The organism is Modestobacter lapidis, assembly GCF_054780755.1.
In genome coordinates this window covers 88,226-100,697 of record NZ_BAAGVS010000008.1, presented here as the reverse complement: position 1 = coordinate 100,697, position 12,472 = coordinate 88,226, and the positions used below count along the sequence as shown (strand labels likewise).

At 74.7% G+C, this 12,472-nt stretch carries 14 protein-coding genes; 6 read left to right on the top strand and 8 right to left on the bottom strand.

The annotated features are described in order from the left end of the window. Nucleotides 1-2 precede the first annotated feature (2 nt). From ACYVG5_RS11220 to nth, 4 genes are read right to left on the bottom strand one after another with little or no spacing between them, the layout of a single operon-like run. On the bottom strand, nucleotides 3-491 hold the full coding sequence (locus ACYVG5_RS11220) for a plastocyanin/azurin family copper-binding protein (RefSeq protein ID WP_222047340.1): 489 nt from the start codon (nucleotides 489-491) through the stop codon (nucleotides 3-5). Between the two features lie 53 nt (nucleotides 492-544). Next, on the bottom strand, nucleotides 545-1,315 hold the full coding sequence (locus tag ACYVG5_RS11215) for an NUDIX hydrolase (protein WP_222047342.1): 771 nt from the start codon (nucleotides 1,313-1,315) through the stop codon (nucleotides 545-547). Further along, entirely contained in the window at nucleotides 1,312-1,890 is a 579-nt protein-coding gene (locus tag ACYVG5_RS11210; RefSeq protein WP_222047344.1) for a TlpA family protein disulfide reductase, read from the bottom strand. Before ACYVG5_RS11210 ends, ACYVG5_RS11215 begins: the two co-directional genes overlap by 4 nt. Further along, complete coding sequence (gene nth / locus ACYVG5_RS11205; protein ID WP_222047346.1) at nucleotides 1,887-2,699, bottom strand: endonuclease III; 813 nt, start codon at nucleotides 2,697-2,699, stop codon at nucleotides 1,887-1,889. The genes ACYVG5_RS11210 and nth overlap by 4 nt, the downstream gene beginning before the upstream one ends. A 156-nt stretch (nucleotides 2,700-2,855) precedes the next feature. On the opposite strand from nth, the gene ACYVG5_RS11200 reads away from it, so the two are divergent. Together ACYVG5_RS11200 and ACYVG5_RS11195 are read left to right on the top strand one after the other, a co-directional pair. Next, complete coding sequence (locus tag ACYVG5_RS11200) at nucleotides 2,856-3,140, top strand: hypothetical protein (protein WP_222047348.1); 285 nt, start codon at nucleotides 2,856-2,858, stop codon at nucleotides 3,138-3,140. Between the two features lie 172 nt (nucleotides 3,141-3,312). After that, nucleotides 3,313-3,987 carry a Crp/Fnr family transcriptional regulator gene (locus ACYVG5_RS11195; protein ID WP_222047350.1) on the top strand — a complete coding sequence of 225 codons (675 nt, stop codon included), beginning with the start codon at nucleotides 3,313-3,315 and terminating at the stop codon, nucleotides 3,985-3,987. A gap of 688 nt (nucleotides 3,988-4,675) precedes the next feature. Here ACYVG5_RS11195 and ACYVG5_RS11190 read toward each other — a convergent pair. From ACYVG5_RS11190 to ACYVG5_RS11180, 3 genes are all read right to left on the bottom strand, one after another. Beyond that, nucleotides 4,676-5,464 carry an NUDIX hydrolase gene (locus ACYVG5_RS11190; RefSeq protein WP_222047351.1) on the bottom strand — a complete coding sequence of 263 codons (789 nt, stop codon included), beginning with the start codon at nucleotides 5,462-5,464 and terminating at the stop codon, nucleotides 4,676-4,678. 130 nt (nucleotides 5,465-5,594) lie between these two features. Next, the gene (locus ACYVG5_RS11185; protein ID WP_222047353.1) at nucleotides 5,595-6,065 is read right to left on the bottom strand and encodes a RidA family protein; all 471 of its coding nucleotides are present in this window, start codon (nucleotides 6,063-6,065) and stop codon (nucleotides 5,595-5,597) included. 13 nt (nucleotides 6,066-6,078) lie between these two features. Beyond that, nucleotides 6,079-6,249: a DUF4177 domain-containing protein gene (locus tag ACYVG5_RS11180; RefSeq protein WP_222047354.1), complete on the bottom strand. Its 171-nt coding sequence runs from the start codon at nucleotides 6,247-6,249 to the stop codon at nucleotides 6,079-6,081. Between the two features lie 63 nt (nucleotides 6,250-6,312). On the opposite strand from ACYVG5_RS11180, the gene ACYVG5_RS11175 reads away from it, so the two are divergent. The 3 genes from ACYVG5_RS11175 (at nucleotide 6,313) to ACYVG5_RS11165 (ending at nucleotide 10,916) form a co-directional block, all read left to right on the top strand. Then, complete coding sequence (locus tag ACYVG5_RS11175; RefSeq protein WP_222047356.1) at nucleotides 6,313-7,305, top strand: ArsA-related P-loop ATPase; 993 nt, start codon at nucleotides 6,313-6,315, stop codon at nucleotides 7,303-7,305. Beyond that, nucleotides 7,302-8,510, top strand: coding sequence for an ArsA family ATPase (locus ACYVG5_RS11170; protein WP_222047358.1), 1,209 nt, complete (start codon nucleotides 7,302-7,304; stop codon nucleotides 8,508-8,510). The genes ACYVG5_RS11175 and ACYVG5_RS11170 overlap by 4 nt, the downstream gene beginning before the upstream one ends. Nucleotides 8,511-8,681: 171 nt before the next feature. Beyond that, the gene (locus tag ACYVG5_RS11165; protein WP_222047360.1) at nucleotides 8,682-10,916 is read left to right on the top strand and encodes a transglycosylase domain-containing protein; all 2,235 of its coding nucleotides are present in this window, start codon (nucleotides 8,682-8,684) and stop codon (nucleotides 10,914-10,916) included. A gap of 31 nt (nucleotides 10,917-10,947) precedes the next feature. Here the strand turns inward: ACYVG5_RS11165 and ACYVG5_RS11160 are convergent, their stop codons facing one another. Next, a complete protein-coding gene (locus ACYVG5_RS11160) occupies nucleotides 10,948-11,400 on the bottom strand; it encodes a GatB/YqeY domain-containing protein (RefSeq protein ID WP_222047362.1) in 453 nt (150 codons plus the stop codon). A gap of 65 nt (nucleotides 11,401-11,465) precedes the next feature. Between ACYVG5_RS11160 and ACYVG5_RS11155 the strand changes: the two genes are divergently transcribed. Continuing rightward, complete coding sequence (locus ACYVG5_RS11155; RefSeq protein WP_222047364.1) at nucleotides 11,466-12,380, top strand: metallophosphoesterase; 915 nt, start codon at nucleotides 11,466-11,468, stop codon at nucleotides 12,378-12,380. Nucleotides 12,381-12,472 lie beyond the last annotated feature (92 nt).

The following is a 12,472-nucleotide window of genomic DNA, read 5'->3' as shown; positions in this document are numbered from 1 at the left end:
GCTCACGGGCTGCCCGTCACCGTCATCGTCCCGACCTGCCCCAGCGCGGTGTGGAAGCTGCACTCGAAGGGGTAGTCGCCGGGGGCCTCGACGGTGAACTCGATGGTCTCGCTGTCGCCCGGGCCGAGGTACGGGATGCCCGCGGAGATCGTCGCCGGGCCGGTGCCGGGGGTGAAGACGAAGTTGTGGGTCAGCTGTGCCGCGGTGTTGCGCACGGTGACGCGCACCGTGCCGGGCGCGACGGTGAAGGTCGCCGGGGTGAAGACGTAGTCGTCCCCGGTCTCCAGCACGACTTCCTGGACGCCGTCCTCCGCCGTGGTCACGGTGCCGACCTCCCCGCCGGCGGTGCGGGTGGCCTCCGGCAGCGTGGGCTCACCGCCGCAGCCGGCCAGCAGGGCACCGACGAGCAGCAGCCCCCCCAGCACCGCTCGCGCCCGCGCCCGCGGACCCCGTCGGGGCTGTTCGGAGGCGCCGGGAAGGGCGCTGCTCATCGACCCACCTCCGGCGCCGGGAGCGGAACGGCAGGGCCGTGCTGTCAGGCGCCTCATCGCCCGACGACCGTACGCGGCGCGCGACCGGAGCCGGTGTCCTCGGCCACCGTCGGCGCGGCGCGGTCGGCGACGTCGGCGTCCAGCGGCTCCTCGTCCTCGAGCGCCGGGTCGGTCGCCGCCGGCGGGACGGCGAGCGGGCGGACGTCGCGGTCGTCCCAGGGTCGGTTCAACCCGGCTGCCTCGAGCACCGCGTCCAGCAGGCCCGCGGTGAAGCCCCACACCACCATGTCCGCCACACCGAACGCCGGACCGACGTAGCCCGAGGGGTGGCGCACCCGGAAGCGGTTGGCCGGGTCGACCAGTTCCACCAGCGGAACCCGGGCCACCCGGGCCACCTCCCGGGGATCGCCGGTGGTCACCTCGCGCGGGTCGTCCCACCAGCCGACCACCGGAACGACGAGGTTGTCCGAGGGCCCCAGGAACAGCTCGGGCAGCGTGGCGAGCACCCGCACCCCGTCCGGCTCGACACCGGCCTCCTCGTGCGCCTCGCGCAGCGCGGTGCCCACCGGGTAGTCCTCCCCCGGGTCGGCGCCGCCGCCGGGAAAGGCCGGCTGACCGGCGTGGCTGCGCAGCTGGTGCGACTTCTCGATCAGCAGCACGTCGGGGCCGGCCGGGCCCGCACCGAAGAGGATCAGCACCGCCGAGCGCCGGGTGGTGGCACCGGGCCGGCCGTGCCGGCGCGGGAGGGGCAGGTCGCCGGCGGCGGCGACCAGCCGCTGCAGGTAGTCCGGCAGCCCGGCCGGCGTCGGCGTCGCGGCGCTCACAGTTCGACCCCCAGGTGTTCGGCGACCAGCTGCTGGAACTCGGCCAGCGAGTCCACCGGACCCACCTCCAGATGGGCGACCGAGCCGTCGGCGGCCAGGAAGACGGTGTGCGGCAGGTTGTTCAGGCCCAGCGAGGCCATCACCTCGCCGTCCCCGTCGAAGGCACTGGGGAACGTCAGGCCTGCGTCAGCGGCGAAGGATGCCGACTGCGGAACGCCGTCCTTGCTCACCAGCCCGAGCACCCGGACCCGATCGCCGGCGACGTCGGCGAGCTCCTGGACGACGGGGAGCTCCTCGCGGCAGGGCCCGCACCAGCTGGCCCACAGGTTGACCACGGTGGGCGCGCCCTGTGCCCGGGCAAGGTCGAGGGAGCCGCCGGCGAAGCAGTCGAAGGCGACCGCGGGCAGCTCGCTGTCCGCGGACGGCTCGTCGGGCTGGTCGGCGCAGGGCGGCAGGGCGGTGTCCACGGAGCTGACGTCGGCCTGCGGCGCGGGAGCGGCGTCGCCGGGGCCACCGGTGCAGCCGGCGAGCAGCAGGAGGGCGGCCGGCAGGGCGGCGAGCCGGGTCGCGCTCACGCGGTGTCCGACGCTGCGGGGCTCTTCACCAGCTTGCCGGCGACCCCGGGGTCGAGCGGCCCGATGCCGGCCGACGGGCACCAGGAGGCGAGCCCGCAGGCACCGCAGGCCGGCTTCTTGGCGTGGCAGACCCGCCGGCCGTGGAAGATCACCCGGTGGGAGAAGTCGGTCCACTCCTTCTTCGGCACCAGCTCGGCGATCTCGGTCTCGACCTTGACCGGGTCGTCGGCCGCCGTCCAGCCGAACCGGCGCACCAGCCGGCCGAAGTGGGTGTCGACGGTCAGCCCGGGGACGCCGAAGGCGTTGCCCAGGACGACGTTCGCCGTCTTCCGCCCCACGCCGGGCAGCGTGACCAGCTCGGCCATCGTCCGCGGCACCTCGCCGTCGAAGCGCTCGACCAGCGCCTGGCCCAGGCCGATCACCGAATGGGCCTTGGCCCGGAAGAAGCCGGTGGGCGTGAGGACCTCCTCCAGCTCGGCGCGGTCGGCGCCGGCGAGGGACACCGCGTCGGGCCAGCGGGCGAACAGCGTCGGGGTCACCCGGTTGACCGTCCGGTCGGTGGTCTGCGCGGACAGCACGGTCGCGACCAGGAGCTCCAGGGGCGTGCTGAAGTCCAGCTCGCAGTGCGCGTCCGGGTGGATGACCGCGAGCTCGCGGGCCATCCGGCGGGCGCGCCGGGTACGGGCCAGCGCGGTCTCCGCCGGGTCGTACGGCGGCAGGCCGAGCCGGACGGCCCGGGCCGGGCGGCGGACCTGGGCACGGGGCGCGGCGTAGGGCGGGACGTCCGGCTGGAGGGCGGGCTGGGACACGCGATCGAGGGTAGGCCGAAGCACCGACGGCCAGCGCCGGTCATACTCGACGGTGGTGCGGGCGAACGGCCCGCGCCGGACGCCGCCCGACCGCTGGACGCCGTCGTCTCTCCCCCGGGCCCGACCAGCCCGGGGACGCCGCCGAGGAGGTGCCGCGTGGTCGCCCTCATCGTCATCCTGTTCCCGCCCCTGGTGATCGCCTTCCTGCTGGTGATGGAACGCGTCGAGGAGCCGCTGCGCCGGCCGCCGTCCCCGCGCGAGGTGGAGGAGTTTCTCGGCTCGGCCACCCCCGGCGAGGTCGACGCCCTGGCCCGGTCCGGCATCCGCCGGGCGATGTCCCGGTGGCGCCGGCGCCGCGAGACGGGCCGCGGCCGGGGCAGCGGCCAGCGGGCCGTCACCGACCGGGGCCACCACCTGACGGACGCCGACGGCCCGCTCTGAGTGCGCCCGCCGCGGCGCCGGCACGTTCCCGACCGGCCCGTCGCGACGCAGCCGGACCCACCCGGAGTGGGCAGCGTTCGTGACGTTCCGCACTGAGCCGGATGACACAGGCTCTAGACTCCCCAGGACGCGGGTCGCCATCGCACCCGCGAGGACGTTGCGAGAGGTGCACGTGGACGAGGTCCTAGCCCAGTCCGGTCTCTTCCAGGGGCTGTCGGAGGAGTCCGTCGAGCCCGTGGCGAGCTCGCTGGAGACGGTGTTGCTGCCCCGCGGGCGGGTGGTCTTCAACGAGGGCGAGCCGGGCGACAGCCTCTACGTCGTCCTCACCGGGAAGATCAAGCTGTCCCGCCGGGCGCCCGACGGACGGGAGAACGTGCTGGCCGTGATGGGTCCCTCCGACCAGTTCGGTGAGCTGTCGGTCTTCGACCCCGGCCCGCGCACCGCGTCGGCCACCGCGGTCACCGACGTCCGGCTGGCCAAGATGCCCCAGTCGATGCTGCGCCCGTGGATCGAGGCGCACCCCGAGGTGGGCGAGCGACTGCTCCAGGTGCTGGCCCGACGGCTGCGGCGCACCAACGACTCGGTCGCCGACCTGATCTTCACCGACGTGCCCGGCCGGGTCGCCAAGGCCCTGCTGCAGATGGCTGACCGGTTCGGCAGCCGGGAGACCGACGGGCTACGGGTCAAGCACGACCTGACCCAGGAGGAGCTCGCCCAGCTCGTCGGCGCCTCCCGCGAGACGGTCAACAAGGCGCTGGCCGACTTCGTGCACCGCGGCTGGATCCAGCTGCAGGGCAAGTCGGTCGTCGTCCTGGACGAGGAGCGCCTGCGCCGCCGCGCTAGGTGAGATGAGACGGCATGAGGGCCCCTCTCCGGTTCGCCGGAGTGGGGCCCTCGTCGCGTTGATCGCCAGGTGACCCGCGGCTACGGACGCGAGCGGAGCGAGCGTGGACCGGGGACGGGGCCCGCAGGGTCCCTCGCCGGGACACGGCAAGCGGCTCAGCGCACCCGGCTCCGGCACCTGGCCGCGATGCGGCCCGGAGGGTCGCCATGGGCACGGTGGACCGGGGACGGGGCCCGGAGGGTCCCTCGCCGGGACACGGCAAGCGGCTCAGCGCACCCGGCTCCGGCACCTGGCCGCGATGCGGCCCGCCAGGGTCGCCATGGGCACGGTGGACCGGGGACGGGGCCCGCAGGGTCCCTCGCCGGGACACGGCCAGCGGCTCAGCGCACCCGGCACCGGCACCTGGCCGCGATGCGGCCCGGAGGGTCGCCATGTGCACGGTGGACCGGGGACGGGGCCCGGAGGGTCCCTCGCCGGGACACGGCAAGCGGCTCAGCGCACCCGGCTCCGGCACCTGGCCGCGGTGCGGCCCGGAGGGTCGCTATGTGCACGGTGGACCGGGGACGGGGCCCGGAGGGTCCCTCGCCGGGACACGGCAAGCGGCTCAGCGCACCCGGCACCGGCACCTGGCCGCGGTGCGGCCCGGAGGGTCGCCATGTGCACAGCGGTGCGACCCGTCAGGGTCGCCATGTCACAGCGGCGTGACCATCCGGATCCGGGTGCCGTCGGGCAGCACCGCCCAGTAGCCGTCGGCGAGGCGCTCGAAGGTCGGGCTGATCGGATCGAGCGGGGCCGGCGGCGACCCGGCGAGCGCCGCGCCGGTGTCCGGGAAGGATGCGAGCTGGCCGAGGGTGTGGATGGTCGGCGGCAGCATCGGCCGGGTGCCGGCCTCGTACTCACCCAGCGCCGCGGACGCCGTCGTCCACACCACCTCGTCCGCCTCCCCCGAGACGTCCCGCGCCTCCTGGCCGGCGGGCATCAGCGCGGCGAAGAACTTGGTGTCGTAGCGCCGCTTCTCCTGCGGCGGGGTGATCCAGTGCGCGAACGGGCGCAGCAGGTCCGAGCGCAGCGCGAGACCCCGGCCGGCGAGCAGCTCGGCCAACGACAGCTCGCGGGCGAGCAGGGCCTGCCGCTCGGCCTCCCAGTCGTCACCCGACACGTCCGGGACGACGGATGCCCCGTCCTCCGGACCGGCCAGCAGGACGCCGGCCTCCTCGAACGTCTCCCGGACGGCGGCGCAGACCAGCTCCCGGGCGAGGCGCTCGTCACAGCCCCAGGTGGCGGCCCACGCCCGCGGTGGCGGCCCGGCCCAGGCCACCTCGGTGTCACCGTCGCGCGGGTCGACGCCGCCGCCGGGGTAGGCGGTCATCCCGCCGGCGAACGGCATGCCCTGGGTGCGCCGCAGCAGGTACACCTCGAGCCCGGCCGTGCCGTCACGCAGCAACAGCACCGTCGCCGCCTGCCGGGGCGTGGCCGTCACATTGCGACCCTTCGGGCCGCGCCGCGACCAGGAGCCGGTGCCGGCTGCGCTGAGCGCGTCCCCATGGCCCCGCCGGGGAGCCTCCGGCCCCCGCGCCAGGCCCATCGCCCGCTACACGGTCGTCCGTCCCTCACCTCAACTCCACCGTGAGCTCGACCTCGACCGGTGAGCCGAGGGGCAGCTCGGCCACGCCGACGGCGCTGCGCGCGTGCACGCCGGCATCGCCGAACACCCGGCCGAGGAACTCGCTGGCGCCGTTGACCACCCGCGGCTGGCCGGTGAAGCCCTCGGCGCTGGCCACGTAGCCGACCACCCGCACGATGCGGGCGATCGAGTCCAGCCCGACGAGCTCGTCGATGGCGGCCAGCGCGTTGAGTGCGCACACCTTGGCGTCGGCGGCGGCGTCCTCCGCCTCGACGGAGCCGCCCACCTTGCCGGTGCGCCGCAGCCCGCCGTCGACGAACGGCAGCTGACCGGAGGTGAACACCAGCTGGCCGCTGCGCACCGCCGGCACGTAGGCGGCCACCGGTGCGGCCACGGGGGGAAGCCGGATGCCCAGCTCGCGGAGCCGTGCGTGCCAGCCGGTTGCCGGGTCGGTCATCGTCCGGCCCCGCTCAGCTCGACGGGCGCTTGAGGTAGGCGACCAACTGGTCACCACCGCCCGGGCCGGCCAGCACGGTCACCAGTTCCCAGCCGTCGACGCCCCAGGAGTCGAGGATGGCCTTGGTGTTGTGGATCAGCAGCGGGATGGTGGCGTACTCCCAGGTGCGGCGGGCTTCGCTCATGGTGGCGACGCTAGCGCAGCCCGGAACGGGCCGGGGCGGGCATCCGCTCGTAGGCTGACCCGGGTGAGCCCCGAGCCGTTCTCCGTGCGGTGTCACGTCGTCACCGGAAAGGGCGGTACCGGGAAGACGACGGTCGCTGCGTCCCTCGCCCTGGCCCTGGCCGCCGACGGCCGGCACGTGCTGCTCATCGAGACCGAGGGGCGGCAGGGCATCGCCCAGCTCTTCGACACCCCGCCGCTGCCCTACGAGGAGCGCCGGGTCGCGGTCACGCGCGGCGGTGGCGAGGTGAAGGCGCTGGCCATCGACGTGGAGGCCGCGTTCCTGGAGTACCTGGACATGTTCTACAACCTGAAGCGGGCCGGCCGGGCGCTGCGCAAGATGGGCGCGGTCGACTTCGCCACCGCGATCGCCCCGGGGCTGCGCGACGTGCTGCTCACCGGCAAGGTCAAGGAGGCCGTGACCCGCCGCCGCGACGGCCGGCACGTCTACGACGCGGTCGTCGTCGACGCCCCGCCCACCGGCCGGATCACCCGCTTCCTCAACGTGACCGGCGAGGTGGCCGGGCTCGCCCGCTCCGGCCCGATCAGGACCCAGAGCGACGGCGTCATGGCCGTGCTGCGCTCGCCGCAGACGGCGGTGCACCTGGTGACCCTGCTGGAGGACATGCCGGTCCAGGAGACCGCCGACGCGATCGCCGACCTGACCGCGGCCGGGCTGCCGGTGGGCTCGGTGGTGGTCAACATGGCCGCCGGGCCACTGCTGCCGGCCGCCAGCCTGTCCCGGACGGCGGCGGGCCGGCTCACCGGCGCCGACCTCGTCCCGGCCCTGGACGCCGCCGGCCTCCCCACAAGCCCGGAGCTGGCCGACGCGCTGGCTGCCGAGGCGGTGGAGCACGCCCAGCGCTGGGTCGCCCAGGACGCACTGCGCGGAGTGGTCGAGCGGCTGGGCCGCCCGACCGTGGAGCTCCCCCAGGCCATCGGCCCGATCGACGTGGGCTGCCTGTTCGAGCTGGCCGACCGGCTCGAGGACCACCTGCGCTCCGCGGCCGCGGCATGACCACCCCGAACCGCCACGAGCACCGGGCCCCGGCGCTGGACCTGGCCGGGCTGATCGCCGACCGCAGCACCCGGATCATCGTCTGCTGCGGGTCCGGAGGGGTCGGCAAGACGACGACGTCGGCGGCGCTCGCGCTGGCTGCGGCGGAGGCCGGCCGGACGGTCGTCGTCCTGACCATCGACCCGGCCCGCCGGCTCGCCCAGTCCCTGGGCCTGGTGGAGCTGGACAACGAGCCACGGCAGGTCGAGGTCCCGGGGGCGAGTGGCCGGCTCGACGCGATGATGCTGGACATGAAGCGGACGTTCGACGACGTCGTCACCGCTCACTCGACGCCCGACCGCGCCGAGCAGATCATGGCCAACCCCTTCTACCAGGCGCTGTCGTCCTCCTTCGCCGGCACGCAGGAGTACATGGCGATGGAGAAGCTGGGCCAGCTGCGGGCCAGCGACCGCTGGGACCTGGTCATCGTCGACACCCCGCCGTCGCGGTCCGCGCTGGACTTCCTGGACGCCCCGAACCGGATGAGCCGGTTCCTCGACGGCACCATGATCCGGCTGCTCACCGCCCCGGCCCGGGCCGGCGGGCGCGCCGGGGTCCGGCTGGTGGGCGCCGGCTTCATGATCTTCAGCCGGATCATCAGCAAGATCCTCGGCGGGCAGCTGCTCAGCGACATCTCCTCCTTCGTGGCCGCGCTGGACACCATGTTCGGCGGCTTCCGGGAGCGGGCCACGGCCACCTACGAGCTGCTCCGCCGGCCCGGGACGTCGTTCGTCGTGGTCGCCGCGCCCGAGCCGGATGCGCTGCGGGAGGCCTCCTACTTCGTCGACCGGCTGTCCACCGAGGGCATGCCGCTGGTCGGGCTGGTGCTCAACCGCACCCACCCGCCGGCCACGATGGGGCTGTCGGCGACCCGGGCGGAGGCCGCCGCGGAGGCGATCGCCGAGGCCGGCGGCACCGGGTCGAAGCTGACCGCGGGAGCGTTGCGGGTGCACGCCGAACGGATGGTGCTGGCCGCCCGGGAACAGCGGCTGGCCGACCGGTTCACCAGCGCCCACCCGGAGGTCGCCGTCCGCACCGTGCCGGCCGCGGCCGGGGACGTGCACGACCTGGACGGGCTGCGGACGATGGCCGCGGCGCTGCTCGGCGACGAGGCCGACACCCCCACCGGCACCCCGCGCAGCAGGGTGCTCCCGGCCCGCACCTGAGGCACGAGCCCTGACCGACGCGCCGGGCCCGCGCAACGACCACGTTCCGGCGCGTCCCTGACCGACGCGCGGGGGGGCGTGGGGAACGGCACGTTCCTGGCGGCCTCCCGGCCCGCGCGTCGCCGCGCGACGGGCCCGCCGCGCCCCCGGGGACAGGTACCTTGGCCTGCGATGTCTGACTCCGCACGCTTCCGTCTCGGTGCCCTGGGCAAGCTCGTCGCGATGATCGTCGCGGCCGGCGTCCTGGTCGCCGGGCTGCTGTTCCCCTGGATCGGCGGCACCGGTCTGGTCGCCCGCAACTCGGCCTCGCTGCTCGACGCGCTGCCGGTCGAGCTGACCGACCAGACCCCGAACGGCAACACCACGGTGCTAGCCGCGGACGGCTCGGTGATCACGCAGTTCTACGTGAACAACCGGACGCCGGTCACCCCCGATCAGATCTCGCCGGTGATGAAGCAGGCGATCGTCGACATCGAGGACTCGCGCTTCTACGAGCACAACGGCCTGGACGTGCAGGGCACGCTGCGCGCGCTGGCGAAGAACGTGGCCGCCGGCAGCGTCCAGGAGGGCGGCTCGACGCTGACCCAGCAGCTGGTGAAGCAGACGCTGCTGCAGACCGCGGACACCGCGGCGGACCGGCAGGCGGCGACCGAGCAGACCCCCGGCCGCAAACTGCGGGAGGCCCGGCTGGCCCTCGCCCTGGAGCAGGAGTACTCCAAGGACGAGATCCTCACCCGCTACCTGAACATCGCCTACTTCGGCCACGGTGCCTACGGCATCCAGGCCGCCGCGCAGACCTACTTCAGCGTCAACGCCTCGGACCTGACGCTGCCGCAGGCGTCGGTCCTCGCCGGCCTGGTGCAGAGCCCCTCCAGCGACGACCCGCTGGTCGATCCGACGGCCGCGCAGAACCGCCGCAACCAGGTGCTCGGCCGGATGCTAGACCTGGGCCACATCAGCGAACAGGAGTTCGCCGAGGTATCGGCCAGCCCGGTGCAGACCGTCGAGGGCGCCCGCCCGCCGAACGGTTGTGCCTACGCCGCCATCGGCGGGTTCTTCTGCGCCTACCTCGAGCAGTACCTCACCGGCACCCTGGGGCTGACCCAGACGCAGATCGACAACGGCGGCTGGACGATCCAGACGACGCTGCGTCCGGACATGCAGGCCGCCGGCGACCAGGCAGTGCTCGACAGCCTGCCGATGGGCGCGGACCTGGCCGGCATGTACACCGCGGTCGAGCCGGGCACCGGCAAGGTGCTGGCGATGAGCGTCAACCGGCGCTACGGCTGCGACGGCGCCGTCGACCCCGCGTGCGAGTCGGTCGTGCTCAACGTGGTGCCCAGCCAGGGCTCCGGCTCCACCTACAAGGTCTTCACCGCCGCCTCCGCCCTGGAGCAGGGCTACGGCATCAACTACCGGCTGACCACCAGCGACCCCTACTACTCCCGGGTCTTCAAGAAGAACGGGGGCACCCGGGGCCCGGCCTACGGGCCCATCGGCAACGTGGGCACCCTGCCCAACACGCTGACCATGCACGACGCGCTGGTCCGGTCCTCCAACACGTACTTCGTGGCCATGCAGGACACGCTGGGCAGCGTGGAGGGCCCGGTGACGATGGCCCAGCGGATGGGCCTCAACCTGCCGGACGCCAAGGCGCAGGAGATCATCGACGGGCGGATGGGCTCGTTCACCCTGGGCCCGTTCGCGACCAGCCCGCTCCACCTGGCCAGCGCGTACTCCACGCTGGCCGCCAGCGGCACCCAGTGCGACCCGACCCCCGTCGTGCAGATCCTGGACCGCTCCGGTCAGCCGCTCACCGGCGACGACGGACAGCCGGTGGTGAAGGACGACAACTGCACCCCGGAGGCCATCCCGGCCGGCGTGGCCGACACGCTGAGCCAGGCGCTGATCGACGACGTGCGCAGCGGCACCGGAACCCGGGCCGCCGTGCCCGGCCATGAGATCGCCGGCAAGACCGGGACGTCCCAGTCCCGGTTCTCCGCGGCCTTCGTCGGCTTCCTGCCGGAGTACACCGCCAGCGTGATGGTGCTCAACCCCAAGGGCAACCAGGACGTCGGCAGCTACGGCGGCGGTCGGCCGGCGCAGATTTGGCACGACGCGATGGAGCCGATCCTCGACCAGGCGCCGACGAGGCCCTTCCCGCCGGCCGACCCCGCCGTCGCGGCCGGCACCAAGGGCGGCGGCGCCGTGGTGCAGCGGCCGGACCCCGACCGGAGCTCCACGTCGACCAGCCCGCGCCGGCCCAGCCGTCCGGCCCCCTCGAGCAGCGCGCCGGCGCCGGCGCCCGCCCCCGAGCCGGTTCCCGCGCCCGAGCCGGTTCCCGCCCCCGCGCCCGAGCCGGCCCCGCCGGCACCGGACCTGAACGGCGACGGGCAGCCCGGCTGAAGCAGGGCCGCGGGGGTGCCGGCGGGGTTCTTCAGCCGAGCTGGCGGCGGACCTCCGCGGCCACCCGGCCGCCGTCGGCCCGGCCGGCCACCGCGGCCTGGACCTGGCCCATGACCCGGCCCATGTCCTTCATCCCCGCCGCCCCGGTGCGGGTCACCACGTCGGCCACCAGGGCGACGAGGTCGCTGTCCTCCAGCTGCGCGGGCAGGTAGGTGGTCAGGACGCCTTCCTCGGCGCGTTCCCGCTCGGCCTGCTCGGCGCGACCTGCCCCGGCGAAGGCCTCGGCGGCCTCCCGGCGCTTCTTGGCCTCGCGGCGGAGCACGGCCTGCACCTCGTCGTCGGTCAGTTCCCGCGCCTCCTTGCCGGCCACCTCCTCGGCGGAGACGGCGGTGAGCACCATGCGCAGCGTCGCGGTGCGCAGCTCGTCGCGGGCCTTCATGGCGGTGGTCAGGTCGGTACGCAGTCGGTCCTTGAGCTCGGGCACCCCTCCAGCCTCCCACCCCGCCGGTCCGCGGCCGTCGCCTCCCGGCGGCCCCTTAGGCTCGGGGGATGCGTGCGACCACCGCCGTCCCCGCCGCCGTCCTGGCGACCGGCGCCGCCACCCTCGGCTACGCCGGTCTCTACGAGCGCACCCGCTGGACGCTGCGGCGCTTCGACGTCCCGGTGCTCGCCCCGGGGTCGGCGCCGCTGCGGCTGCTGCAGCTGTCGGACCTGCACATGACCGCGGGGCAGACCGGCAAGCAGGAGTGGGTGGCGGGGTTGGCCGCGCTCGAGCCCGACCTGGTGATCACGACCGGTGACAACCTGGCCGGGATGGACGCCGTCCCGGCGACGCTGCGGGCCCTGGATCCCCTGATGGACCTGCCTGGCGCGTTCGTGCTGTCCAGCAACGACTACTACGCGCCGCGGCCGAAGAACCCGCTCAAGTACTTCAGGACCGAGCACAAGCGGGTGCACGGCGAGGAGCTCCCCTGGCGCGACCTGCGCGACGGGATGACCGGCCGCGGCTGGGTCGACGTCACCAACGCCCGCGGCGAGCTGCTGGCCGACGGCCGGCGCATCACCCTGGCCGGGCTGGACGACCCGCACCTGAAGCGGGACCGGTACGACCTGGTGGCCGGCCCCGCGGACGCCTCCGCCGACCTCCGGCTGGGGCTGGTCCACTCCCCCGAGCCGCGGGTGCTCGACCGGTTCGCCGCCGACGGCCACGACCTGCTGCTGTGCGGGCACACCCACGGCGGGCAGCTCCGCGTACCGTTCTACGGCGCCCTGGTCACCAACTGCGGCATCGACCGGGCGCACGTCCGCTGGCTGCACCGCTGGGCCGAGCCCAGCCCGGGCCACCCGAACGGCACCTGGCTGCACGTGTCGGCCGGTCTCGGCACAAGCCCGTACGCACCGGTGCGCTTCGCCTGCCCGCCGGAGGCGACGCTGCTCACGCTCACCGCCCGCCCCACCTGTTGAAGGACCCCGTCCCACCCACCCTTCGCACGCTCAGGGCGGTGCCCTGGACGGGGCCTCAGGCCCGTCCTGCAGGGGGCCGCAGAGCTGGATCG